We start from the raw sequence: 22,563 nt of genomic DNA on the forward strand, positions 1-22,563 counted from the left end.
ATGCAAGTGTTTGCCGCCCCTCGGGGCGGCTTTTTTTATGTCTGCGCCGGTGGTCGCTTCAGCGCGTCCAGGGCGGCTCCTTGAATTTCTCGGCGAGGTAATTGACGAAGGCGCGCACGCGCGGATGCACGTGCCGCTCCTTGGCGTAGACGGCGTAGATGGCGGTATCGTCCTGGGCCTGGTACTCGGTCAGCAAAGGCACCAGTTTGTTGCTGCGGATGGCCGGTAGCGCGAAGTGCTCGGCCATGCGCGTCATGCCCACGCCGGCCAGCACCATCTCGACCGACGACATGCCGCTGGTGAACTGGAAGTTGCCGCGGATCTCCACGCTGATGCGCTGGCCGTCGACGATAAAGGGCCAGTGGTTGAGATGGTCCATCGGCGCTTCCCATTGCAGGCAGTTGTGCCGGCGCAGGTCGTCCGGCGTTTTCGGGGCGCCGTGGCGTGCGATGTAGGAAGGGGCGGCCACGATCAGGCGCTGCAGGTGGCACAGCTTGCGCGACAGCAGCATGGAATCCTGCAGGTGGCCCATGCGGATGGCGACGTCGACGCCGCTGCCGATGATGTCCACCAGGTTGTCGGACAGCGACAGCCGCACCCGCACGTTGGGGTACGTCTCCATGAACTCGGGCAGCAGCGGCACGACCTGGTCCATCCCGAACGAGGTCGCGGCGGTGATGCGCAGGTCGCCCGAGGCCGAGGCGCCGGTAGAGGAGATTTGCCCTTCGGCCAGCTCGATGTCGCCGATGATCCGGTTGCAGGAGGCGAGGAAGATCCTGCCTTCCTCGGTCAGGTGGACCTGGCGGGTCGAGCGCCGCAGCAGCGCCACGCCGAGGCGTTTTTCCAGGTTGTTGAGGGTGCGGCTGACGAAGGGCTGGCTGGCGCCCAGCACATGCGAAGCGGCGGTGAATCCGCCGTGGTCGGCCACGGCCTTGAAGACTTGCATCTCGAGCAAGCGTTCGTCTTTCATGGGGAGCGTCTCGGTATGATCGGGAAAACTTTGGCGCTCTTGCCGGCAGGGGCGCCTGTGGTGGGGACGATGATACCGGATAGGAGAGGGGGCGGCGTGCTTGCTGCGTACGTATTTGTAAAAGAAAAAAGCCACGCGGTGCGTGGCTTTTTTCGTGCCGGAAAGGCGGCGCCGATTAGGCGAAGTTCTTGGCGACGAAATCCCAGTTGATGATGCCCCAGAACGCTTCCACGTACTTGGCGCGGGCGTTGCGGTAGTCGATGTAGTAGGCGTGTTCCCATACGTCCACGGTCAGCAGCGCCTTGCTGTCGGTGGTCAGCGGGGTGCCGGCGCCGGTGGTGTTGACGATGTCCAGCGAACCGTCGGCCTTCTTGACCAGCCAGGTCCAGCCGGAACCGAAGTTGGCCAGGCCTTGTTTGGTGAACTCGGCCTTGAAGGCGTCGAACGAACCCCACTTGGCGTTGATGGCGTCAGCCAGCGCGCCGCTCGGAGCGCCCTGGCCCTTCGGGGTCAGGCCGTTCCAGTAGAAGGTGTGGTTCCAGATCTGGGCTGCGTTGTTGAAGACGCCGCCGGAGGATTTCTTGATGATCTCTTCCAGGGACAGGTTTTCGAACTCAGTGCCCGGGATCAGGTTGTTCAGGTTGGTCACATAGGTCTGGTGGTGCTTGCCGTAGTGATATTCCAGGGTCTCTTTGGAAATCGTGGGCGCCAGTGCGTCCAGAGCGTAAGGCAGTGCCGGCAGGGTATGTGCCATGGTGAATCCTTTCTGTCTTGTTGATGTATCGGGTGGTTACCGAGGGGCTGTTCTGAACCTGTGATTCTAAAGCGGATATGGATTCTTTGCACCCGGTCAATAGACCGCCAGGCCGCGCCGGTGCTGGCTGTTTTGTAAATTGGAATTGTTCTCATCTGCATCGCCGCATCGGGAGCCCGGGCGAATCGGGCTCCGGCCGCATGTGGCCGGAGCTTGCGGCTCATCCATGAAAGCGGCGATGGGAGCCGGCATGGCATCTCCCTCGTCCGGAGGGAAAATGCTTATAAGAAAAAAGTCGAATGGGCGGCGTCAGTCCAAGCGTGGCTGGACGCCGGCGATGTTGACTTCGGCGCTGCCTTGCGCCAGCCGGACCGTGATCCGGCTGCGCGCCGACAGCTCGGCGGGCGAGTGCAGCACCCGGCCCTGGCGGTCGGTGACGATGGCGTAGCCGCGTTCCAGCGTGCGTTGCGGGTTGAGCAGTTCCAGCTGGGCGTTGAGGCCGGCCAGCGCCTGGCGCTGGCGCGACTGCTGCGTCGCCAGCGCGCCATGCAGGCGGCGCGCCAGGTCGCCAAGATCGCGTCGCGCATGGGCGGTGTCGGGCAACTGGTGCGCCAGCCGGGTGGACAACTGCTGCAGACGGTGGCGCGCCTGCGTCAGCGGCACGCGGGTGGCGTGCGACAGGCGGGTTTGCAGCGCCAGCAGCTTGACGCGTTCATGCTGGATATAGGCGGCCGGGTTGACCAGCCGGCGCGACATCCAGTCGACGGCCTGCGCCTTGTCCGCCAGCGCGCGGCGCAGCGCGCGCGTCAGGTCCTGGGCGTGGGCGCGCAGTCCGGCCAGCCAGTCTTCGCGCGCCGTCGCGGCCATCTCGGCGGCGGCGGTGGGGGTCGGGGCGCGCAGGTCGGCGGCGAAGTCGGCGATGGTGAAGTCGGTTTCGTGGCCCACGCCCGAGATGACGGGCATCGAGCAGCCGGCGATGGCGCGCGCCACGGTCTCTTCGTTGAACGACCACAGGTCTTCGATGCTGCCGCCGCCGCGGCAGACCAGCAGCAGGTCGCACTCGGCGCGCGCGGAGGCGGTCTCGATGGCGGCGGCGATGCGCTGGGCCGAGCCTTCGCCTTGCACCGGCGTCGGGTAGAGGATCACTTCCACATGCGGCGCGCGGCGGCGCAGCGTGGTCAGCACGTCGCGCAGCGCAGCCGCCTGCGGGCTGGTGACGATGCCGATGCGGCGCGGGAAGCCCGGCAGCGGCCGCTTGGCGGCGCGGTCGAACAGGCCTTCGCGCTCCAGTTTTTCCTTCAGCTGCAGGAAGGCTGCGTACAGGTCGCCCACGCCGGAGCGGCGGATCGCTTCCACGTTGAGCTGGTAGTCGCCGCGCGGCGCGTACAGCGTGACCAGGGTGCGCACCTCGACCTTGTCGCCTTCGCGCGGCATGAAGCCGGCGTATTGGGCGCGGCCCTTGAACATCACGGCGCGCACCTGGGCGCCGTCATCCTTGAGGTTGAAATACCAGTGGCCGGAGGCGGCGCGGGTGAAGTTGGAAATCTCGCCCTTGACCCAGATCAGCGGGAAGGTGCGCTCCAGCACCCGCGCCACCGACTGGTTCAGGGCCGACACCGTCAGCACCGGCGGGCCGGCATCGCCGGCGGCGGGCTGGGCGGGGCGGAACGGGGGATACTGGTCGGCGGGCATGGGCAGGCTGTCTACTGATCTATATAGAGCGATAAAATATCCCCCGCATTGTAAAGCCAATGCGGCGCCGGGTCGCGCTTGCCCGCGGCGGCGCAACAGGCTACATTCTGCACCCGTATCCGTTTTTACCTCTACAGGAGTTCGTTTTGCTCGCCATCATCCTCGCCGCCGGCTGGCCGATCTGGCCCTTGCTGATCGCATCCATCATCGGCCTGGCGCTGATCATCGAACGGCTGGTCTACCTGCGCCGCACCCGGGTCTTGCCGCCCGAGTTGCTGGGCGAGGTGGTGCGCGTCTACCAGAGCGGCCGCGTCAACGACGGCGTGATCGACAAGCTGGAGCAGAATTCCCCGCTCGGCCATGTGCTGGCCGCCGGCCTGCGCAACGTCGACGCCCCGCGCGAAGTGATGAAGGAGGCCATCGAAGAGGCCGGCCAGGCCGCGGCGCACCGGCTGGAACGCTTTCTCACCACGCTGGGCACGATCGCGTCGCTGGCGCCGCTGATGGGGCTGTTCGGCACCGTGGTCGGCATGATCGAGATCTTCGCCTCGCAGAACGCCGCCGGCACCAACCCGGCGCAACTGGCGCACGGCATTTCGATTGCGCTGTACAACACCGGTTTCGGCCTGGCCATTGCGATGCCGGCGCTGGTGTTCTACCGCCATTTCCGCGCGCTGGTCGACGGTTTCGTGGTCGACATGGAGCAGCAGGCGGTCAAGTTCGTCGACATCGTGCACGACGTGCGCCGCTAAGAGGCCGCCATGAATTTCCGCAAGGGACGCCCCCGCGAAGACCTGGAGATCAACCTGATCCCGTTCATCGACGTGCTGCTGGTGATCGTGATTTTCCTGATGGTGACCACCACCTACAGCAAGTTCACCGCGCTGCAGATCACGTTGCCCACCGCCGACGCGCAGAAGGCGCTGGAGCAGCCGTTCGAGATCAATGTCGCGGTCGACGCGCAGGGGCGCTACGCCATCAACAATAGCCGCATCGCCGCGCGCGACGCGCAAGGCCTGGCCGACGAGATGCAGGCCGTGCTCAAGAGCAGCGGCAAGAGCGATCCTGTGGTCATCATCAACGCCGACGCGCTGGCCACGCACCAGACCGTGATCAATGTGCTGGAGGCGGCGCGTATCGCCGGCTTCCCGAAGGTGACGTTCACCGCGCAGTCCAGCAGCAAATAAGCAGGTAATGTGGCGTTTGCCGCAATCATCCAACTCATCGACCATGGCCGACTCCCACCGCAATGCCGAAGCCATCCTGACCCGCGCCTGGCAAGGGCGCGGGCCGCTGGCTTGCCTGCTGTGGCCGCTGTCGCTGCTGTTCGGCGCACTGGCGGCGTTGCGGCGCGCGCTGTTCGCATGGGGATTCAGGCGCGCCGAACGCCTGCCGGTGCCGGTCGTCGTGGTCGGCAACGTCTTTGTCGGCGGCACCGGCAAGACGCCGTTTTCCATTTGGCTGATAGAAGCCTTGCGCGCCGCCGGCTACACGCCGGGCGTGGTGTCGCGCGGCTACGGCGCGGGCGGGGCCGAAGCGGTGGCGGAGGTGCGGGCCGATTCGGCGGCGGCGCGGGTCGGCGACGAGCCGCTGCTGATCGTGCAGCGCACCGGCGTGCCGCTGGTGGTCGGGCGCCGCCGCGCGGCGGCGGGCCGGGCCTTGCTGGCGGCGCATCCGGAAGTGGATGTGGTGGTGTCCGACGATGGCCTGCAGCATTACGCGCTGGCGCGCGACATCGAGATCGTCCTGTCGGACGCGCGCGGCGCCGGCAACGGCTGGCTGCTGCCGGCCGGCCCGCTGCGCGAACCGGCGACGCGGCGCCGGGATTTTTCCGTGTGCAACCTGCCGGCGGGCAGCGCGGCGCCGGCCGGCAGCTACGCGATGCGGCTGGACGCGGATGAGCTTGTCCAGCTGGCGCCGCCGTCCGCGCGCCGTCCGCTGGCGGGCATCGGCGCGGATGGCGCACGCATTGCCGCGGTGGCCGGCATCGGCAACCCCGGCCGTTTCTTCGCCACCCTGCGCGGCGCCGGGCTGGCGTTTTCCGAACACCCGCTGCCGGACCATTACGACTTCTCCGCCAATCCCTTCGCCGGCCTGCCGGCCGATGTCATCCTGATCACCGAGAAGGATGCAGTAAAATGCAAGGCTATCGAGGCCATCAAAAACGACCCGCGCATCTGGGTCGTGCCCGTATCGGCGCGCATCGACGGCGCGCTGGCTGAACATATAGTGGAGAAACTCCGTGAACGCCCGACTGCTTGATATCCTGGTCTGCCCGATTTGCAAGGGCCCGTTGGACTACGACAAGAAAGCGCAGGAACTGATCTGCAAAGGCGACAAGCTGGCCTATCCGATCCGCGACGGCATCCCCATCATGTGGGCCGATGAAGCGCGCGACATCAATGCCGCTCCGGCCGCCCCGGCGTCGCCGGCCGCCTGAGCCGAGCCCATGTCCTTTACCGTCATCATCCCGGCGCGGCTGGCGTCGACGCGCCTGCCCAACAAGCCTCTGGCCGACCTCGGCGGCAAGCCGATGATCGTGCGCGTGGCCGAGCGCGCCGCGCTGTCGGGCGCGGCGCGCATCATCGTCGCCACCGACCACCACGACATCCATGCCGCCTGCCGCCAGCATGGCGTGGAAGTGGCGATGACGCGCGCCGACCATCCCTCCGGCACCGACCGCATCGCGGAAGTGGCCGCTTCGCTGGACCTGGCCGACGACGCGGTGGTGGTCAACGTGCAAGGCGACGAGCCGCTGATCGATCCGGGCCTGGTCGCGGCCACTGCGGGCCAGATCAAGGCCGGGGTGCCGATGGCCACCGCCGCGCATCCGATTGAAACGGCGGCCGACGCCTTCAATCCCAACGTGGTGAAAGTGGTGCTGAACAAGGACGGCTGCGCCATGTATTTCTCGCGCGCGACGATTCCCTGGCACCGCGACGCCTTCGCCAAATCGCGCGACGTGCTGCCCGAGGCGCATGGCGCCGACCATGCCAACGATTACGCGCCGCTGCGCCATATCGGCCTGTACGCCTACAGCAACAAGTTCCTGCAGCTGTATCCGACGCTGTCGGCCTCGCCGCTGGAACGTATCGAGGCGCTGGAGCAACTGCGCGTGCTGTGGCATGGGCATTCGATCGCCGTGCACGTCACCTCGGTGGTGCCGGAAGCGGGGGTGGATACGCCGGAAGATTTGTTGCGTGTACGCAAACACTTTGAGGCGCCGCCGGACAGTCCCCTGGTGAAAACCATTTCCGCCTTGTAAACGGCGTGAGATGTAAGTTTGCTGTCAATCTGGCACGACACAATCAAGAGCAGGAGACTGCTTAAAAATCAGGCGTTTGTCATGGTTCGGTAAGATTTTGTGGTAAGTTTCGTCAAGAGCTGATGCAAACGGCGCCACAAAAAGAGACACAACCGCCCATAAATGGTTGGTATCGATCGCCATCCCATCGCAAAAGAATTCAAGCATTCATATTTCAGAAACTTCAATTTAGGAATCAATATGCGCCTCATCCTGTTAGGAGCGCCTGGTGCCGGTAAAGGTACGCAAGCCACTTTTATCAAGGAAAAATTCAACATCCCGCAAATCTCCACCGGCGACATGCTGCGCGCGGCCGTGGCGGCGGGAACTGAACTGGGCATCGCCGCCAAGAAGGTGATGGACGCGGGCGGATTGGTTTCTGACGACATCATCATCGGCCTGGTCAAGGACCGCCTGAAGCAGCCCGATTGCGCCAACGGCTACCTGTTCGACGGCTTCCCGCGCACCACGCGCCAGGCCGACGCCATGAAGGAAGCCGGAGTGGCCATCGACTACGTGCTGGAAATCGACGTGCCCGACAGCGCCATCGTCGAGCGCATGAGCGGCCGCCGCGTGCACCCGGCTTCGGGCCGTACCTACCACGTGAAGTTCAACCCGCCCAAGGTCGAGGGCAAGGATGACGCCACCGGCGAAGCCCTGATCCAGCGCGACGACGACAAGGAAGAAACCGTCAAGAAGCGCCTGACCGTGTACCACGACCAGACCGAAGTGCTGCTGGGCTACTACGGCGAGTGGGCCAAGTCGGGCCAGCCGGGCGCGCCGAAGTATCGCAAGATCGCCGGCGTCGGACCGGTGGAAGAAATTAGGGATCGTGCATTTGCCGCCCTGGCAGAGTAAAGTAAAGCGGACTGCGGTCCGCTTTTTTTATTGCCGCGCGGCGCATGCATGCCGCGGCAAGGCAGGACCAGGCAAGGAGGATTGAATTTGTCCAGCTGCTGCGCAATGTGTGCGCGGCGGCCGCTGCAGCCCCGGCAGCACAATAATAAATCCAAGAAAAAGGGCGACGTAATTTGCAGGCGCAGTATCGGTGGCTGCCGCCGGCAACAGGCATGTTCCTGTGCCGGCGGCAGCGGCGGATGTTCGTGATTGTTGATGAGTCGTGATAATAAGGAGACATAATGGCTACAGCCCTTTGGTTTGCCATTGCCTGCGGCGTCGTCGCAGTGCTGTATGGCCTCGTATCCCGCAGTTGGATTCTCAAGCAAGACCCCGGCAACGAACGCATGCAGGACATCGCCAGCGCGATCCAGCAGGGCGCTTCGGCCTATCTCGCCCGGCAGTACCGCACCATCGCCATGGTCGGCGTGGTGCTGCTGGTGGTGATCGCCTTCATTCCCGGTCTGGGCTGGCCGACCGCGCTCGGCTTCCTGCTGGGGGCGGTGCTGTCGGGCGCTTGCGGTTTCATTGGCATGAACGTATCGGTGCGGGCCAATGTGCGCACCGCGCAAGCGGCCACGCGCGGCATGAACGAGGCGCTCAACGTGGCGTTTCGCGGCGGGGCGATCACCGGTATGCTGGTGGTGGGGCTGGGCCTGCTGGGCGTGACGCTGTTCTTCTGGTTCCTGTTCGAATACGGCCAGGGGCGCGCGCCGAGCCTGCATGACGCCATCAAGCCGCTGATCGGCCTGGCCTTCGGCGCTTCGCTCATCTCCATCTTCGCCCGCCTGGGCGGCGGCATCTTCACCAAGGGCGCCGACGTCGGCGCCGACCTGGTGGGCAAGGTCGAAGCCGGCATTCCCGAGGACGATCCGCGCAACCCGGCGGTGATCGCCGACAACGTCGGCGACAACGTGGGCGACTGCGCCGGCATGGCGGCCGACCTGTTCGAGACCTACGTGGTCACGCTGGTGGCGACCATGCTGCTGGGCAGCCTGATGCTCAAGGGCATGGAAGTATTGGCCATCTTGTATCCGCTGGCGCTGGGCGGGGTGTCGATCCTGGCGTCCATCGTCGGCTGCTCGATGGTCAAGGCGGCGCCGGGCAAGAAGATCATGTCGGCGCTGTACACCGGCTTGTGGTGGTCGGCCGGCTTGTCGCTGATCGGTTTCGTGGCGGTCAGCTGGCTGATGCTGCCGCCCGAGATGCGCGTGCCTCTGGTCGGTTCGGCGGTGGTCGGCATCGCGCTGACCGGGCTGATGGTCTACATCACCGAGTATTACACCGGTACCGACTTCAAGCCGGTGCGCCACATCGCTGAAGCCTCGACCACCGGCCATGGCACCAACATCATCGCCGGCCTCGGGGTGTCGATGAAGTCCACCGCGTATCCGGTGCTGGCGGTGTGCCTGGCCATCATCGCCGCCTACTGGCTGGCCGGCCTGTACGGTATCGCCATCGCCGCCACCTCGATGCTGTCGATGGCCGGCATCATCGTCGCGCTCGACGCCTACGGCCCGATCACCGACAACGCCGGCGGCATCGCCGAGATGTCGGGCATGCCGGATTCGGTGCGCGCCATCACCGATCCGCTCGATGCCGTGGGCAACACCACCAAGGCCGTCACCAAGGGCTATGCGATCGGCTCGGCGGGCTTGGCGGCATTGGTGCTGTTCGCGGACTACACCCACGCGCTCGACAGCGTCGGCAAGAACACTTCCTTCGACCTGTCCAGCCCGGCGGTGATCATCGGCCTGTTCATCGGCGGCCTGATCCCCTACCTGTTCGGCGCGATGGCGATGGAAGCCGTGGGCCGCGCCGCCGGCGCCGTGGTGGTCGAGGTGCGGCGCCAGTTCAGCGAGATCGCCGGCATCATGGACGGCAGCGGCCGGCCGCAATACGACCGCGCGGTGGACATGCTGACCTCGTCGGCCATCCGCGAGATGATCCTGCCGTCGCTGCTGCCGGTGGTGGTGCCGATCGTGGTCGGCCTGCTGCTGGGGCCGGCGGCGCTGGGTGGATTGTTGATGGGCACCATCGTGACCGGCCTGTTCGTGGCGATCTCGATGACCACCGGCGGCGGCGCCTGGGACAACGCAAAGAAATACATCGAGGACGGCCACCACGGCGGCAAGGGTTCGGATGCGCACAAGGCGGCAGTGACCGGCGATACCGTGGGCGACCCGTACAAGGACACCGCCGGGCCGGCCGTCAATCCGCTGATCAAGATCATCAACATCGTGGCCCTGCTGTTGGTGCCGCTGCTGCCGGCGATGCCGACCTGAGTCCTGCCTGAGTCCGACGATACCGATTGTCGCCGCGCGGATAGTCGTTCGCGCGGCGTCTCCTGCATAATCTCCATACGCAGTAATCTGGATAAATAAAGCAAGGAGACGCAATGCGTATCGAAGGAAATGTGTTCATCGTCACCGGCGCCGCGTCGGGTTTGGGCGCGGCCACCGCGCGCATGATCGCCGCCGCCGGCGGCAGGCCGGTGCTGGCCGACCTGAACGAGGAAGCCGGCGGCAAGTTGGCGCAGGAGCTGGGTGGCGTGTTCGTGCGCTGCGACGTCAGCGCCGAGGAAGATGCGCAGGCGGTGGTGCGCGCCGCCCAGCAGTTGGGCACCTTGCGCGGCCTGGTCAACTGCGCCGGCATCGCGCCGGCCGAAAAGCTGATCGGCAAGAGCGGGCCGCATACCATGTCGCTGTTCATGAAGACGCTCAACATCAATCTGGTGGGCAGCTTCAACATGGCGCGCTTCGCCGCCGACGCGATGGCCAAGACGGATGCGGCCGAAGAGGGCGAGCGCGGCGTGATCATCAACACCGCCTCGGTCGCTGCCTACGACGGCCAGATCGGCCAGACCGCCTATTCGGCATCCAAGGGCGCCATCGTCGCCATGACGCTGCCGATGGCGCGCGACCTGTCGCGCAGCGGCATCCGCGTGATGACCATCGCCCCCGGCATCTTCGAAACGCCGATGATGCTGGCCATGCCGCAGGAGGTGCGCGATTCGCTGGGACAGGCGGTGCCTTTCCCGCCGCGCCTGGGGCGCGCCGCCGAATACGCGCAACTGGCCAGGACCATCATCGAGAACGTGATGCTCAACGGCGAAACCATCCGCCTGGACGGCGCCATCCGCATGCAGCCCAAATAATCCTAGATCCGGCAGTTGACCGCTTGCTATTCCTGGATAGCCGAGTAAACACAAACATTGGCCGTATCAATACCGTTCCCCTTGCTGGTGAGAGCGCTATGCATTCGCCGGCACCGCGCTCGCCGCGCCATGCGGCGTTGCTCCTCCTTGCGCACGGCAGTGCGCCGCGTCGTCGCGCCTTGCCTGGCACGACGATCACGGCACCGGCGAACGCATTCAACTGCCGGATCTAGGATAACGCGGTGGCCGTTTGTGCATCGCATCCCAAGATTTTTCTCCGCCGGCGGGAGGCTGCTGCTAAGCTGTTGACATGGAGTCAATAGAGCAAAAAACAGGATTGATCCTGACCGGAGGGGGCGCACGGGCAGCCTATCAGGTGGGCGTGCTCAACGCCCTGTCCTTGATTTTGCTGGAAGCCGGCTGGCCGGTGCACCGCAATCCCTTTTCCATCATCTGCGGCACCTCGGCGGGAGCGATCAACGCCACCGCCCTGGCTTGCCGCGCCGACGATTTCGGCGAGGCGGTGCGCGAGCTGATGGCGGTGTGGGCCAACTTCAAGGTCGAGCAGGTCTACCGCGCCGATTCGCTGGGCGTGCTGCGCTCGGGCGCGCGCTGGCTGTCGCTGTTTTCCTTCGGCTGGCTGTTGCGCAAATGGCGCGCCAATCCGCCCAATTCGCTGCTGGACAATACGCCGCTGGTCAGCATGCTGCACCGGTTGCTGGACCTGCCGCGGCTGGACGAGGCGATGGCCGAAGGCAATCTGCACGCGCTGGCGGTGACCGCCTCTTCCTACAGCAGCGGCCAGCACATCACGTTCTACCAGTGCAAGGACGAGATCGAGCCCTGGCGCCGCACGCAGCGGCTGGCGATCCGCGACCAGATCGGCATCGACCACCTGCTGGCGTCGTCGGCCATTCCCTTCATCTTTCCCGCCATCCCGGTCTATATCAACGGCCGCTGCGAATATTGCGGCGACGGTTCGATGCGCCAGATCGCGCCGATCTCGCCGGCCATCCACCTGGGCGCTTCCAAGGTGCTGGTGATCGGCGCCGGGCGCATCGGCGAGCAAGGCGAAGAGGCGCCGACCAATACCCCGCATTACCCCAGCCTGGCGCAAGTGGCCGGCCATGCGATGTCGAGCATCTTCCTCGACGGCCTGGCCGCCGATATCGAGCGCACCAACCGGGTCAACCAGACGTTGTCGGTGCTCACGCCCGAGCAGCGCGACCGCACGCCGTTAAAGCCGATCGAGACGCTGGTGATCTCGCCTTCGCAGCGCATCGACAGCATCGCCAGCCGCCATGTGGAAAGCCTGCCGAGGCCGATGCGCACCTTGCTGGGCGGCATCGGCGCCACCGAGGCGCGGGGTTCGGCGCTGGCGTCTTATCTCCTGTTCGAGCAAAGCTTCACGCGCGAGCTGATCGCGCTGGGGGAGAGCGATACCTATGGCAAGCGCGAGGAAGTGCTGGCCTTTTTTGCGGCGGAAACGGAGCAAGCTGTCCAAGCCTGAGCTGCGGGCGGGCCGATGGGGCGGCAGCGCATGGTTGCTTAGCTGAAAGCAACACGTTAATCTACGATGTCGTATTGCTGAAAATTAATCTTATGGCAACCATCAAAATGCGAGCCCGGGTCATCTCATCCTTTTTCCTGAAGTATTGGCTGGTCCTGCTGGCCGCGTTGGTGCTGGCGGCGCCGGCCCAGGCGCGCGGCCCGCAGCCGGGCGGCATCCCCGACGTCTCGCTCGACCAGTTGCCGCGCGAAGCCCAGCAGACCATGGGGCTGATCCGCCAGGGCGGGCCCTTCCCGTACGACAAGGATGGCGTGGTTTTCGGCAATTATGAAGGGGTTTTACCCAAGCAAAAGCGCGGGTATTATCACGAATTCACTGTAAAAACCCCACGCGCGCGTAACCGCGGAGCACGCAGGATCATCAGCGGCGGCGATCCGAAAACATCCGGCGAATACTATTACACGAGCGACCACTACAAGACGTTCAGCCGGATTCGCGACTGATAGGATTTCAGGCAATATCGGCCGGCTGGGCTGGCAAGCCCGGCTGCGGGCTAGGGATGCAGCTACGCTACCTCGTCATGGATAGGAAGGGAGAGAATGAATTTGTTTAAAACGGTGCCGCCAAATATAGTGCAGTCGATTCGCGCCTTCCGCGTGAACGAGTTGCAGGAAGAGGCTGCTCGTCTTGAGCAGCATTTTCTCTATGCTTATTGCGCCGAAGCAACGACCAAGCAACAGGTGCTGACGAGCATCGCCACCGCCTTCCATTTTCCCCGGCACTTCGGCAAGAACTTCGATGCGCTGGCCGATTGCCTGACCGACCTGACGCACAAGGCCGGCAAGCAGCCGGGTTTCGTCGTGGTGCTGGAACAACTGCCCAATACCCAGAAATTCGACAAGGAAGCCCGCGAAACCCTGCTCGACGTCTTTCGCGACGCTGCCGATTACTGGGCCGACAAGAAGATCGCGTTCCGGGTTTTCTATTCCTTCCAGTAAATCCGGGCCAATCATTTCCGCCACGGCTGCCGGCCCCGGCAACGCGAAAATCGGCGGCTGGGCAGTCCCAAGAACCTGTTCAATGTCTCAACGCGGCGGCTCAAATGCCCTTTCAGGCGGTCTGCGGCGTTGCAAAGCCTCGCCGGGCCACCGGCCCGGCTGCGTTTTGCGCCTTGCAGCCCATCCTGAAATAGCATTTGATCCACTCGCGACGAGACATTGAACAGGTTCTAGCAGGTACAATGCGCACACCATGAGAAGCATTGTCATCCTGATTTCCGGACGAGGCAGCAATATGGAGGCCATCGTCCGCGCCGCCCAGGCCGAGAAGTGGCCTGCCAGAATTTCCGCCGTCATCAGTAATCGCGCCGACGCCAGCGGCCTGGAGTTCGCCGCGGCGCACGGCATTCCGACCGCGGTCGTCCCCAGCCGCGATTACGCCACGCGCGACCAGTTCGACGCCGCCCTGCGCGAGAAGATCGACGCCTATGCGCCCGACCTGGTGGTGCTGGCGGGTTTCATGCGCATCCTGACCGCGCCGTTTGTGGAGCATTACCAGGGACGCATGCTCAACATCCATCCATCGCTGCTGCCCAGTTTCCCGGGCCTGGCGACGCACCGCCAGGCGCTGGCCGTGGGCGTGAAGCTGCATGGCGCGACCGTGCATTTCGTCACGCCCGACCTGGACCACGGCCCGATCGTGGCGCAGGCCTGCGTGCCGGTGCTGGAGGGCGACAGCGAAGAAGCGCTGGCCGAGCGCGTGCTGCAGCAGGAACACGTCATCTACCCGCGCGCCGTGCGCTGGTTCGTCGACGGGCGCCTGTTGCTGGAAGGCGCGCGCGTGCGCCTGCTCCCGGCCGCTGCCGGCGCGCCCGAATCCGCATCCGTTATTGCCATCTGAGCCGTTGCCGGCTCACCCATTTTTGAATCTGAAGGACCGAGCATGAGATTGCCTCCCGCGATCATTCCCCATACCGAAGAACTGCTGCGCGAGGTGCTGCGCTTTACCGGCCCGGCCGACGTGACGCTGTCGCGCTATTTCCGCGAGCACCCCAAGCTGGGCAGCCGCGAACGCGGCGTGATCGCCGAAGCGGTGTACGGCCTGTTGCGCAACAAGTCGGTGCTGACCAACTTCGCCGAATCCGGCAGCGGGCCGATGATGCGCCGCATGGCGCTGCTGGGCCTGGCCGACGCCGTCGGCGCCGAGTCGCTGGGTGGCTTGCAGGAAGGCGAGGGTGACTGGCTGGCGCGCGTGGCGCAGATCGACCGCAGCCAGTTGCCGCCGCAGATGCGCAGCAACCTGCCGCCCTGGCTGTTCGACAAGCTGGTGGCGCGCGTGGGCGAGGCCGCCACGCTGGAACTGGCCGATGCCATGAACCGTCCGGCGCCGCTGGACTTGCGCGTCAACGCGCTTAAGGCCGACCGCGATACCGTCATCGCCGAACTGGCCAAGGCGCCGGTGGCGTGCGAACCCACGCCATATTCGCCGCTGGGCCTGCGCGTGCTGAAGAAGCCGGCGCTGCAGAACCTGCCGCTGTTCAAGGATGGCGCAATCGAAGTGCAGGATGAGGGCAGCCAGTTGCTGGCCCAGATCGTGGGCGCCCGCCGCGGTGAGATGGTGGTGGACTTCTGCGCCGGCGCCGGCGGCAAGACGCTGGCGCTGGGCGCGCTGATGCGCAATACCGGCCGCCTGTACGCCTTCGACGTTTCCGAGAAGCGCCTGGCCAAGCTCAAGCCGCGCCTGGCGCGCAGCGGCCTGTCCAATGTGCATCCGGTGGTGATCGCCCATGAGAACGACGCCAAGGTCAAGCGCCTGGCCGGCAAGATCGACCGCGTGCTGGTGGACGCGCCTTGCAGCGGCCTGGGCACCTTGCGCCGCAATCCCGACATGAAATGGCGCCAGACCGTGGAAACCCTGACCGAGATGCGCGCCAAGCAAAGCAGCATCCTGGCCAGCGCCGCGCGCCTGGTGCGCCCGGGCGGCCGCCTGGTGTACGGCACCTGCAGCTTCCTGGAAGAAGAGAATGACGAAGTGATCGCCGACTTCCTGCAAACGCATCCCGACTTCACATTGCGCCCGATGGGCGAGGTGCTGGCCGAGCAGAAGGTGGCGCTGGAGATGGGCGACTACCTGAAGCTGTTGCCGCACCTGCACCAGACCGATGGCTTCTTCGCCGCCGTGCTGGAGCGCCGCGCTTGATCCAGGCATTGCGCCTGTGCCGGCGGTTGGCGCCGCTCCTGCTGAGCGGCCTGCTGGCGGCGTTGCCCGCATCGGCCAGGGAAGCGGCGGAGCCGGCCATCGCCGCGCAAGGCACGGTGCAGGCCGCCTTCGCGCCCTGGGACGATATCGAAGGCCTGATCGTCGGCCAGCTTGCCGAGGCGCGCAAGCAGGTGCTGGTGCAGGCCTACCTGCTGACCAACCGCCCCATCGTGGATGCGCTGGTGGCCGCCCGCAAGCGCGGCGTCGATGTGCGCGTGCTGATGGACAACGGCCAGCTCGACAAGAATTCCACCGAGCGCCTGCGGCAATTGCGCAGCGCCGGCGTACCGGTGTGGCTGGAGACGCGCTATCGCAATGCCCACAACAAGGTGATCGTGATCGATGCCGCCTTGCCGTCGGCGGCGGTGATTACCGGCAGCTTCAATTTCACCTGGTCGGCGCAGCACAAGAACGCGGAAAACATCCTGGTGCTGGGCCGGAACCCGACGCTGGCGGCACGCTATGCCGCCAACTGGGAGCGCCATCGCCAGGATGCGGAGCCGGCACAGTGAGCGCGGCTGTGATTGTCAACCTTTCCTGATTGCCCCGGCCAGCCATGACCGACCACTTCCTTTCCTTGTTTACCGACTACCAGCCGCTGGATGTGCTGCGCCAACTGGCGTTGATCCTGCTGTGCGTGCTGGGTGGAATCGGGTTGTCGCGCTGGCTGCGCAAGATCCTCGGGCTGGACCGCGGCGACGAGCAGTCGCGGATGATGCAGATCGGCGTCAAGAGCTTTTCCCGCGTGCTGTCGCCGCTGCTGGCGCTGGGGCTGCTGACGGCGGCCTATTTCGGCCTCAAGCGCATCGGCCATCCGGTGGCGCTGTGGGAAATCATGTTCCCGCTGGCCATCGCCCAGGTGGCGATGCGCTTCGTGTTCTACGTGCTGCGCGGCATCTTCGTCAAGGACGCCACCGTCGGCGCCTTGCTGCACCTGTCCGAAAAGGCCATCGCGGCGCTGGTGTGGCTGTGCGTGCTGCTGTACATCACCGGGCTGTGGCCGGATTTCATCGATTACCTGGACCATACCGAACTGCCGCTGGGGCGCCACAAGGCATCGCTGCTGACGATCCTGCAGGCCGGCGCTTCGGTGCTGGTGACCCTGATCATCGCCTTGTGGATAGGCGCGGTGCTGGAAAACCGGTTGATGAAGGTCAACACCATGCATTCCTCGCTGCGCACGGTGGTGGCGCGTCTGGCCAAGGCGGCGTTGATCCTGATCGCTTTCCTGGTCAGCCTGTCATTGGTCGGGATCGACCTGACCGTGCTGTCGGTGTTCGGCGGCGCGCTCGGTGTGGGTATCGGCCTGGGTTTGCAAAAGATCGCCAGCAGCTATGTATCCGGTTTCGTGATCCTGCTGGAGCGCAGCATGGTGATCGGCGACATGGTTGCCGTGGATAAATATTTCGGCAAGGTCACCCAGATCAATACCCGGTACACCATCCTGGAAGGACTGGACGGCATTGAATCGGTGTTGCCCAACGAAATGTTTGTGGCTAATCCGGTACAGAACTATTCCTTGACCCACCGCATTGTACGTTTGTCCACACAGCTTACAATTCTGTACCAGGACGATGTGGAAACCGTCTTGTCTATCATGGAGCAGGCCTCACTTGGGGTGCAGCGGGTCTCGCAGCAGAGCTTGCCGCAGGCTTTCCTGGTCAAGATAGGGGCGGATGGGCTGGATCTGGAGTTGGGATTCTGGATCACCGATCCGGAAAATGGCCGCCTGAATGTGATTTCCGATGTCAATCGGGCAATCTGGCAGGCCTTCAAGGTGCATGGCATCGAACTTGCCCATGCCAAACGCGACATCCGGATCATGGACGAGCGCAGTTTCCGCCAAAGCAACCCACCTGTTGTTAGGGAATCTCCTGATGATCCAGACCAGAAGAGTTCGCGTATAATGCGCGAAACTTAATAGAAAATAAAAACATTTTGACGGAACAAGTTCGTTCTTCAGCAGCAGTTTTTTATTTGGAGTAGTGATGACCTTAGATGCGATCCTCGACTTTGTTGCCAACGGCTTGCTGCACGCGAGCGGTTGGGAGATTGTCATTTACACGCTGGTGATGACCCACATCACCATTGCGGGCGTGACGCTCTACCTGCATCGTTGCCAGGCGCATCGTGCGCTCGAATTGCACGCGATCCCCAGCCACTTCTTCCGCCTGTGGCTGTGGATGACCACCGGCATGGTCACCAAGCAATGGGCTGCGATCCACCGCAAGCACCACGCCAAATGCGAGACCGAGGAAGATCCGCACAGCCCGCAGACCCGTGGCATCAGCAAGGTGATGTGGCAGGGCGCCGAGCTCTACCGCGAAGAGGCCAAGAACGCCGAAACCATGGAAAAGTTCGGCCACGGCACGCCTGACGACTGGATCGAGCACAACATCTACAGCAAATACAGCTGGCAGGGCGTGGGCATCATGATGATCATCGACGTGCTGCTGTTCGGCGCCATCGGCCTGGCCGTGTGGGCGGTGCAGATGGCATGGATCCCGTTCTGGGCCGCCGGCGTGATCAACGGCATCGGCCACTACTGGGGCTACCGCAACTACGATTGCAACGACGCCGCCACCAACGTGTTCCCGATCGGCATCATCATCGGCGGCGAAGAGATGCACAACAACCACCACACCTTCGGCACGTCGGCCAAGTTCTCGTCCAAGTGGTACGAGTTCGACATTGGCTGGATGTACATCCGCATCCTGGAAACCTTCGGCCTGGCCAAGGTGAAGAAGGTTGCGCCGGTGCCCAAGTTCGACAGCAAGAAGTCCGCGATCGACCTCGACACGCTGCAATCGGTCATCGCCAACCGCTACGACGTCACCGCCAAGTACGCCAGCTCGCTAAAGCATGCCTGGAAGGACGAACTGGATCACCTGATCCAAAAGGCCAAGCTGGAATCGCGTTTCCTGAAGTCGTCCAAGAAGCTGTTGCAGCGTGAGCCGGCCAAGCTGGAAGACGGCCAGAAGCAGCAGCTGTCCGAGCTGTTCACGCACAGCAAGGCGCTGCAGACCATGCATGAGATGCGCATCGAGCTGGGCGCGATCTGGGAGCGTTCGCATTCGACCCGCGAACAGCTGCTGCAGCAATTGCAGGACTGGTGCGCCCGTGCCGAAGCCTCCGGCATCCGTGCCTTGCGCGAGTTCGCATTGCGCCTGCGCAGCTACGCATAATCTGACGTTGAAGGGCCGGCACCTGACGGTTGCCGGTTCGCATAACAAAACCCCGTTGACGCGAGTCAGCGGGGTTTTGTTTTTTGGGGAGGGTGCAGGACAGGCGAGGGCGGCTGTTGGCGGCGCAATCAATGCGTGGTGTATCACCCACCGGCGCAACGTAGTGCAAGCCGAGGCCGGCGGTATCGATGGGCAATAAAAAACCCCGCCTTGGCGGGGTTCTTCATCGAGATCGGATCAATTACTTGATCTTGGTCTCTTTGTACTCGACGTGCTTGCGCGCCTTGGGATCGAACTTCATGATGCTGATCTTTTCGGGCGTAGTACGCTTGTTCTTGGTAGTGGTGTAGAAGTGACCGGTACCTGCGGTCGACTCCAGTTTGATTTTGTCGCGGCCGGATTTCGCCATGATAGATTTCCTTTACTCTGCTAGTTAGACTTTTTCGCCGCGAGCACGCAGATCGGCCAGAACGGCATCGATGCCGATCTTGTCGATCACGCGCAGGCCAGCGTTGGACAAACGCAGGGAAACCCAGCGGTTTTCGGATTCGACGAAAATGCGGCGGTTCTGCAGGTTGGGCAGGAAGCGACGCTTAGTCTTGTTGTTTGCATGGGAAACGTTGTTGCCGACCATCGGCCCCTTCCCGGTGACTTGGCAGACACGTGCCATGTTAGTGCTCCTTAAAAATTTCCGAATTTGGGAAAAACGAGAGTATAGGGAAAAAACATTGATTTTTCAATGACTTGCATAAAACAATTGTGTCTCATTGAATTTGTTGTTTTTAACAATTTGCCGATTAGCTCCATCGTGCATGCTTTTATGGAAGATTAAGTCATTGATTGGAAAGGATTTATGCCTGTAATTGGCTTCCTGGATTCATATCTGCCCATGCTCGGCAAACGAATGGGTACGTGTTCCCGCCACCACGAAATGGTCCAGCACCCGCACATCGACCAGCGCCAATGCCTCTTTCAGAGCCCCGGTGAGTACCAGGTCGGCCTGGCTGGGTTGCGGATCACCGGACGGATGGTTATGTGCCAGGATCACCGCTGCGGCATTGCGCTCCAGCGCCGCCTTCACCACTTCGCGCGGATAGACGCTGGCCTGGTTCAGCGTGCCTCGAAACAGTTCTTCGACCGAGATCAGGCGGTTGCGGACATCTACGAACAGCACCACGAAGGATTCGTACGCCCGGTTCTTGAACAGTAGCCGCAGGTACTGGCCGACCGCCTGGGTCGAGTTGAGCAGGGCGCCATCTTCCAGTTCTTCCCCCAGCGCCCGCCTGGCAAGTTCCATCACTGCTTGCAGCTGGGCATACTTGGCCGGCCCCAGGCCGTTGATACGGGAAAAATCCTTGAGGCTGGCGCCGAACAGCGCGTCCAGCGAGCCGAAGCATTGCAGCATCTCGCGCGCCAGGTCGACGGCGCTCTTGCCGGCCACGCCCACGCGCAGGAACACCGCCAGCAATTCCGCATCCGACAGGGCCGCCGCGCCCTGGCGTATCAGCCGTTCCCGCGGCCGCTGGTCTTCGGGCCAATCAGTAATCGCCATTGTCGAGATTGAAAACAAGAGGGAAGGGATGCGCCGCAGGCTTCGCGCGGACGGCGCTCAAGGCAAACGTGGCTTACAATAACGGGTTCTTGTGCATTTCTGATTTCCTTTCATGTCCAGCCCATCCGTCCCGGTCGTCACCGACAACGCCTACCTCACCCTGCATTACCGCCTGGCTTCGCTGGATGGCGCAGATATCGTCAGCACCTTCAACGAAAACCCGGCGACGCTGCAGTTCGGCCAGGGGCAACTGGCGCCGTTTCTGGAAGCCTGCCTGCTGGGCTTGCCGGAAGGCACGCACCAGACGTTCGAACTGGCGCCGGCGCAAGCCTTCGGCGAGCGCAGCGAGGAACTGATCCAGCGCATCTCGCGCGCCACGCTGGAAGAGAACTCGGCGATGGACGAGGAGTACCGCATCGGCGACCTGGTCGATTTCGCCGCGCCCGGCGGCGGCCGTTTTGCCGGCATCCTGCGCGCGATCGACGATGATGGGGCCATCTTTGATTTCAATCACCCGCTGGCTGGCCAAACGCTGAAGTTTGAAGTGAAAATCATTGGAATTCTGTAAGCCGCTCCCCTATCGGCTACATGGCAGTAGACAAGTTTTGAATCGAGGAAAGCACCATGGATAAAGCGGAATCCGAAATCCTGCTCGCCCAACCGCGCGGCTTTTGCGCCGGCGTCGACCGCGCGATCGAAATCGTCGAGCGCGCGCTGCAGCAGTTCGGCGCACCGATCTACGTGCGCCACGAGATCGTCCACAACGCCTATGTAGTGGCCGACCTGCGCGCCAAGGGCGCGGTGTTCATCGAAGAGCTGGCCGATGTCCCGGCCGGCAGCACCGTGATCTTCTCCGCCCACGGTGTGCCCAAGGTGGTCCAGGTGGAGGCCGCCGAGCGCGGCCTGACCGTGTTCGACGCTACTTGCCCGCTGGTCACCAAGGTCCATATGGAAGTGGCCAAGATGCGCCGCGAGGGCCGCGAGATCATCATGATCGGCCACGCCGGCCACCCCGAGGTGGAAGGCACCATGGGCCAGACCGAAGAGGGCATGCACCTGGTGGAAACGGTGGACGACGTGGCGCGCCTGCAAGTGGCCGATCCGGCCTTGCTGGCCTATGTCTCGCAGACCACGCTGTCGGTGGACGATACCGCCGACATCATCGCCGCATTGCGCGCGCGTTTCCCGTCGATTGCCGAACCCAAGAAGGGCGACATCTGCTACGCCACCACCAACCGCCAGGAAGCGGTGAAATTCATGGCGCCCCAGGTCGACGTGGTGATCGTGGTCGGCAGCCCCAACAGCTCCAACTCCAATCGCCTGCGCGAACTGGCGGAGAAGAAGGGCGTGCCCGCCTTCATGGTCGACAACGCCGAGCTGATCAAGCCCGAGTGGGTGGAAGGCAAGCTGCGCATCGGCGTCACGGCTGGCGCATCGGCGCCTGAAGTGCTGGTGCGGGCCGTGATCGACCGCATCAAGGAAATCGGCGCGCGCAGCGTGCGCGTACTGGAAGGCATCGAGGAAAACGTCACCTTCCCCCTGCCCAAGGGCTTGGGCGCTCGCAATGCCCCCGCGGCGGAAAACGCCTGAGACGAGTAGCAATAGAAACAACCGCAAAAAGGCTTGCTGATGCAAGCCTTTTTCATTTCCGCGACTTTCCTTGCAAAAAACTGACAGGGTTCATTGGTCTTACCGCAATTTCTTATGTAACAGCACCGATTTTTGACTGAATTGTGTGCAGCTTCTGCGTATAATCCCGCACCAATATCGACGAGCCACCCAACAGGCAGGCTCGCATAAGGCCCTCTTAAAAAGCAGGGCAGGGCGCCAGACCATGGCGCAAACAGGAGACAAGGGAGACCCCACCATGCATATCCATATGCCCGCCGGCATCCACCGGCATATCCGGCACACCAGGCCGGGCCGCAGCACGCGCCACACGGCGATAGCGGCCGATCTTTCCGCACTATTCCCCACGCAAATAATTCGATGCCGCGCATAGCGGCCGCAGCTGCCATTTTTATGAAGCTTGCCGCTGCGTTGCGAAGCGCGGTGTGAATTCCATCCTGGCAAGCGGGAACGGAATTTGCTAATCCGCATGCTTTCGCGAAGTGCCGACGTCACCGTGGGCATATGCGTTTTTTGTCATTACAGATTGAAGAGTTATTCATGGACATTTTCATCCAGCAAATCATCAACGGCTTGGTGCTAGGGAGCATGTACGCGCTGATCGCGTTGGGTTACACGATGGTGTACGGGGTGCTGAACCTGATCAACTTCGCGC

25 protein-coding genes and 1 pseudogene are annotated in these 22,563 nt (G+C 63.5%); 19 read left to right on the plus strand and 7 right to left on the minus strand.

Features of this window, described 5'->3' with window-relative positions; all coding sequences use genetic code 11:
• Positions 1-58: 58 nt before the first annotated feature.
• The 3 genes from J7548_RS12425 to xseA all read right to left on the minus strand — a co-directional run bounded on the left by J7548_RS12425 (position 59) and on the right by xseA (position 3,416).
• On the minus strand, positions 59-970 hold the full coding sequence (locus J7548_RS12425) for a LysR family transcriptional regulator (protein WP_290974892.1): 912 nt from the start codon (positions 968-970) through the stop codon (positions 59-61).
• A gap of 175 nt (positions 971-1,145) precedes the next feature.
• On the minus strand, positions 1,146-1,724 hold the full coding sequence (gene sodB / locus J7548_RS12430) for a superoxide dismutase [Fe] (RefSeq protein WP_290974893.1): 579 nt from the start codon (positions 1,722-1,724) through the stop codon (positions 1,146-1,148).
• Positions 1,725-2,033: 309 nt separating this feature from the next.
• Positions 2,034-3,416 (minus strand): exodeoxyribonuclease VII large subunit, encoded by a 1,383-nt coding sequence (gene xseA / locus J7548_RS12435; RefSeq protein WP_290974894.1) that lies wholly within the window; start codon positions 3,414-3,416, stop codon positions 2,034-2,036.
• A gap of 146 nt (positions 3,417-3,562) precedes the next feature.
• On the opposite strand from xseA, the gene J7548_RS12440 reads away from it, so the two are divergent.
• From J7548_RS12440 to kdsB, 5 genes are read left to right on the plus strand one after another with little or no spacing between them, the layout of a single operon-like run.
• Positions 3,563-4,168 (plus strand): MotA/TolQ/ExbB proton channel family protein, encoded by a 606-nt coding sequence (locus J7548_RS12440; RefSeq protein ID WP_290974895.1) that lies wholly within the window; start codon positions 3,563-3,565, stop codon positions 4,166-4,168.
• Positions 4,169-4,177: 9 nt separating this feature from the next.
• A complete protein-coding gene (locus tag J7548_RS12445) occupies positions 4,178-4,603 on the plus strand; it encodes a biopolymer transporter ExbD (protein ID WP_290974896.1) in 426 nt (141 codons plus the stop codon).
• Positions 4,604-4,646: 43 nt separating this feature from the next.
• The gene (gene lpxK / locus J7548_RS12450) at positions 4,647-5,678 is read left to right on the plus strand and encodes a tetraacyldisaccharide 4'-kinase (protein ID WP_290974897.1); all 1,032 of its coding nucleotides are present in this window, start codon (positions 4,647-4,649) and stop codon (positions 5,676-5,678) included.
• Complete coding sequence (locus tag J7548_RS12455) at positions 5,659-5,856, plus strand: Trm112 family protein (RefSeq protein WP_290974898.1); 198 nt, start codon at positions 5,659-5,661, stop codon at positions 5,854-5,856. The genes lpxK and J7548_RS12455 overlap by 20 nt, the downstream gene beginning before the upstream one ends.
• 9 nt (positions 5,857-5,865) lie before the next feature.
• Entirely contained in the window at positions 5,866-6,681 is an 816-nt protein-coding gene (kdsB, locus tag J7548_RS12460; protein ID WP_290974899.1) for a 3-deoxy-manno-octulosonate cytidylyltransferase, read from the plus strand.
• 24 nt (positions 6,682-6,705) lie between these two features.
• Here the strand turns inward: kdsB and J7548_RS12465 are convergent, their stop codons facing one another.
• Positions 6,706-6,888 (minus strand): hypothetical protein, encoded by a 183-nt coding sequence (locus J7548_RS12465; RefSeq protein WP_290974900.1) that lies wholly within the window; start codon positions 6,886-6,888, stop codon positions 6,706-6,708.
• Between the two features lie 33 nt (positions 6,889-6,921).
• Between J7548_RS12465 and adk the strand changes: the two genes are divergently transcribed.
• The 11 genes from adk (at position 6,922) to J7548_RS12520 (ending at position 18,727) form a co-directional block, all read left to right on the plus strand.
• The gene (gene adk / locus J7548_RS12470; RefSeq protein WP_290974901.1) at positions 6,922-7,578 is read left to right on the plus strand and encodes an adenylate kinase; all 657 of its coding nucleotides are present in this window, start codon (positions 6,922-6,924) and stop codon (positions 7,576-7,578) included.
• A 281-nt stretch (positions 7,579-7,859) separates the two neighbouring features.
• Positions 7,860-9,902, plus strand: coding sequence for a sodium-translocating pyrophosphatase (locus J7548_RS12475; RefSeq protein WP_290974902.1), 2,043 nt, complete (start codon positions 7,860-7,862; stop codon positions 9,900-9,902).
• A 113-nt stretch (positions 9,903-10,015) separates the two neighbouring features.
• The gene (locus J7548_RS12480) at positions 10,016-10,774 is read left to right on the plus strand and encodes an SDR family NAD(P)-dependent oxidoreductase (RefSeq protein ID WP_290974903.1); all 759 of its coding nucleotides are present in this window, start codon (positions 10,016-10,018) and stop codon (positions 10,772-10,774) included.
• Between the two features lie 310 nt (positions 10,775-11,084).
• Positions 11,085-12,284: a patatin-like phospholipase family protein gene (locus J7548_RS12485; protein WP_290974904.1), complete on the plus strand. Its 1,200-nt coding sequence runs from the start codon at positions 11,085-11,087 to the stop codon at positions 12,282-12,284.
• A 107-nt stretch (positions 12,285-12,391) separates the two neighbouring features.
• On the plus strand, positions 12,392-12,787 hold the full coding sequence (locus tag J7548_RS12490; RefSeq protein ID WP_290974944.1) for a ribonuclease: 396 nt from the start codon (positions 12,392-12,394) through the stop codon (positions 12,785-12,787).
• Positions 12,788-12,883: 96 nt separating this feature from the next.
• Positions 12,884-13,282, plus strand: a complete 399-nt coding sequence (locus J7548_RS12495) for a barstar family protein (RefSeq protein ID WP_290974905.1) — start codon at positions 12,884-12,886, stop codon at positions 13,280-13,282.
• 253 nt (positions 13,283-13,535) lie between these two features.
• Positions 13,536-14,183, plus strand: a complete 648-nt coding sequence (purN, locus tag J7548_RS12500; protein ID WP_290974906.1) for a phosphoribosylglycinamide formyltransferase — start codon at positions 13,536-13,538, stop codon at positions 14,181-14,183.
• 42 nt (positions 14,184-14,225) lie between these two features.
• Positions 14,226-15,482, plus strand: coding sequence for an RsmB/NOP family class I SAM-dependent RNA methyltransferase (locus J7548_RS12505; protein ID WP_290974907.1), 1,257 nt, complete (start codon positions 14,226-14,228; stop codon positions 15,480-15,482).
• A 14-nt stretch (positions 15,483-15,496) separates the two neighbouring features.
• Positions 15,497-16,054 (plus strand): phospholipase D family protein, encoded by a 558-nt coding sequence (locus J7548_RS12510; RefSeq protein WP_290974945.1) that lies wholly within the window; start codon positions 15,497-15,499, stop codon positions 16,052-16,054.
• A 44-nt stretch (positions 16,055-16,098) separates the two neighbouring features.
• On the plus strand, positions 16,099-17,463 hold the full coding sequence (locus tag J7548_RS12515; protein WP_290974908.1) for a mechanosensitive ion channel domain-containing protein: 1,365 nt from the start codon (positions 16,099-16,101) through the stop codon (positions 17,461-17,463).
• A 67-nt stretch (positions 17,464-17,530) separates the two neighbouring features.
• Positions 17,531-18,727 carry a fatty acid desaturase gene (locus J7548_RS12520; RefSeq protein WP_290974909.1) on the plus strand — a complete coding sequence of 399 codons (1,197 nt, stop codon included), beginning with the start codon at positions 17,531-17,533 and terminating at the stop codon, positions 18,725-18,727.
• Between the two features lie 241 nt (positions 18,728-18,968).
• On the opposite strand, the gene rpmG is transcribed toward J7548_RS12520, so the two are convergent.
• The 3 genes from rpmG to radC form a co-directional block, all read right to left on the minus strand.
• Positions 18,969-19,136 (minus strand): 50S ribosomal protein L33, encoded by a 168-nt coding sequence (gene rpmG / locus J7548_RS12525; protein WP_006463731.1) that lies wholly within the window; start codon positions 19,134-19,136, stop codon positions 18,969-18,971.
• Positions 19,137-19,160: 24 nt separating this feature from the next.
• Positions 19,161-19,397 carry a 50S ribosomal protein L28 gene (gene rpmB, locus J7548_RS12530; protein ID WP_006463730.1) on the minus strand — a complete coding sequence of 79 codons (237 nt, stop codon included), beginning with the start codon at positions 19,395-19,397 and terminating at the stop codon, positions 19,161-19,163.
• 207 nt (positions 19,398-19,604) lie between these two features.
• Positions 19,605-20,279 carry a DNA repair protein RadC gene (gene radC / locus J7548_RS12535; protein ID WP_290974910.1) on the minus strand — a complete coding sequence of 225 codons (675 nt, stop codon included), beginning with the start codon at positions 20,277-20,279 and terminating at the stop codon, positions 19,605-19,607.
• 112 nt (positions 20,280-20,391) lie between these two features.
• On the opposite strand from radC, the gene J7548_RS12540 reads away from it, so the two are divergent.
• From J7548_RS12540 to J7548_RS12550, 3 genes and pseudogenes are all read left to right on the plus strand, one after another.
• On the plus strand, positions 20,392-20,847 hold the full coding sequence (locus J7548_RS12540) for a peptidylprolyl isomerase (RefSeq protein WP_290974911.1): 456 nt from the start codon (positions 20,392-20,394) through the stop codon (positions 20,845-20,847).
• A 56-nt stretch (positions 20,848-20,903) separates the two neighbouring features.
• Positions 20,904-21,869 carry a 4-hydroxy-3-methylbut-2-enyl diphosphate reductase gene (ispH, locus tag J7548_RS12545; protein WP_290974912.1) on the plus strand — a complete coding sequence of 322 codons (966 nt, stop codon included), beginning with the start codon at positions 20,904-20,906 and terminating at the stop codon, positions 21,867-21,869.
• Between the two features lie 579 nt (positions 21,870-22,448).
• Positions 22,449-22,563: pseudogene (locus tag J7548_RS12550) on the plus strand (branched-chain amino acid ABC transporter permease); the annotation flags it as partial.

The organism is Herbaspirillum sp., from assembly GCF_017744395.1.
In the GTDB taxonomy this organism is placed as follows: domain Bacteria; phylum Pseudomonadota; class Gammaproteobacteria; order Burkholderiales; family Burkholderiaceae_D; genus Herbaspirillum.

Excerpts from the sequence above, each read along its gene's own strand:
- J7548_RS12445 (WP_290974896.1), top strand. The coding sequence starts at position 4,178 with ATGAATTTCCGCAAGGGACGCCCCCGCGAAGACCTGGAGATCAACCTG.
- lpxK (WP_290974897.1), top strand. The coding sequence starts at position 4,647 with ATGGCCGACTCCCACCGCAATGCCGAAGCCATCCTGACCCGCGCCTGG.
- sodB (WP_290974893.1), bottom strand. The coding sequence starts at position 1,724 with ATGGCACATACCCTGCCGGCACTGCCTTACGCTCTGGACGCACTGGCG.
- adk (WP_290974901.1), top strand. The coding sequence starts at position 6,922 with ATGCGCCTCATCCTGTTAGGAGCGCCTGGTGCCGGTAAAGGTACGCAA.
- J7548_RS12540 (WP_290974911.1), top strand. The coding sequence starts at position 20,392 with ATGTCCAGCCCATCCGTCCCGGTCGTCACCGACAACGCCTACCTCACC.
- J7548_RS12425 (WP_290974892.1), bottom strand. The coding sequence starts at position 970 with ATGAAAGACGAACGCTTGCTCGAGATGCAAGTCTTCAAGGCCGTGGCC.
- purN (WP_290974906.1), top strand. The coding sequence starts at position 13,536 with ATGAGAAGCATTGTCATCCTGATTTCCGGACGAGGCAGCAATATGGAG.
- J7548_RS12520 (WP_290974909.1), top strand. The coding sequence starts at position 17,531 with ATGACCTTAGATGCGATCCTCGACTTTGTTGCCAACGGCTTGCTGCAC.
- J7548_RS12495 (WP_290974905.1), top strand. The coding sequence starts at position 12,884 with ATGAATTTGTTTAAAACGGTGCCGCCAAATATAGTGCAGTCGATTCGC.
- J7548_RS12465 (WP_290974900.1), bottom strand. The coding sequence starts at position 6,888 with ATGCTTGAATTCTTTTGCGATGGGATGGCGATCGATACCAACCATTTA.
- rpmB (WP_006463730.1), bottom strand. The coding sequence starts at position 19,397 with ATGGCACGTGTCTGCCAAGTCACCGGGAAGGGGCCGATGGTCGGCAAC.
- J7548_RS12475 (WP_290974902.1), top strand. The coding sequence starts at position 7,860 with ATGGCTACAGCCCTTTGGTTTGCCATTGCCTGCGGCGTCGTCGCAGTG.
- J7548_RS12485 (WP_290974904.1), top strand. The coding sequence starts at position 11,085 with ATGGAGTCAATAGAGCAAAAAACAGGATTGATCCTGACCGGAGGGGGC.
- J7548_RS12515 (WP_290974908.1), top strand. The coding sequence starts at position 16,099 with ATGACCGACCACTTCCTTTCCTTGTTTACCGACTACCAGCCGCTGGAT.
- ispH (WP_290974912.1), top strand. The coding sequence starts at position 20,904 with ATGGATAAAGCGGAATCCGAAATCCTGCTCGCCCAACCGCGCGGCTTT.
- J7548_RS12490 (WP_290974944.1), top strand. The coding sequence starts at position 12,392 with ATGCGAGCCCGGGTCATCTCATCCTTTTTCCTGAAGTATTGGCTGGTC.
- radC (WP_290974910.1), bottom strand. The coding sequence starts at position 20,279 with ATGGCGATTACTGATTGGCCCGAAGACCAGCGGCCGCGGGAACGGCTG.
- J7548_RS12505 (WP_290974907.1), top strand. The coding sequence starts at position 14,226 with ATGAGATTGCCTCCCGCGATCATTCCCCATACCGAAGAACTGCTGCGC.
- J7548_RS12480 (WP_290974903.1), top strand. The coding sequence starts at position 10,016 with ATGCGTATCGAAGGAAATGTGTTCATCGTCACCGGCGCCGCGTCGGGT.
- rpmG (WP_006463731.1), bottom strand. The coding sequence starts at position 19,136 with ATGGCGAAATCCGGCCGCGACAAAATCAAACTGGAGTCGACCGCAGGT.
- xseA (WP_290974894.1), bottom strand. The coding sequence starts at position 3,416 with ATGCCCGCCGACCAGTATCCCCCGTTCCGCCCCGCCCAGCCCGCCGCC.
- kdsB (WP_290974899.1), top strand. The coding sequence starts at position 5,866 with ATGTCCTTTACCGTCATCATCCCGGCGCGGCTGGCGTCGACGCGCCTG.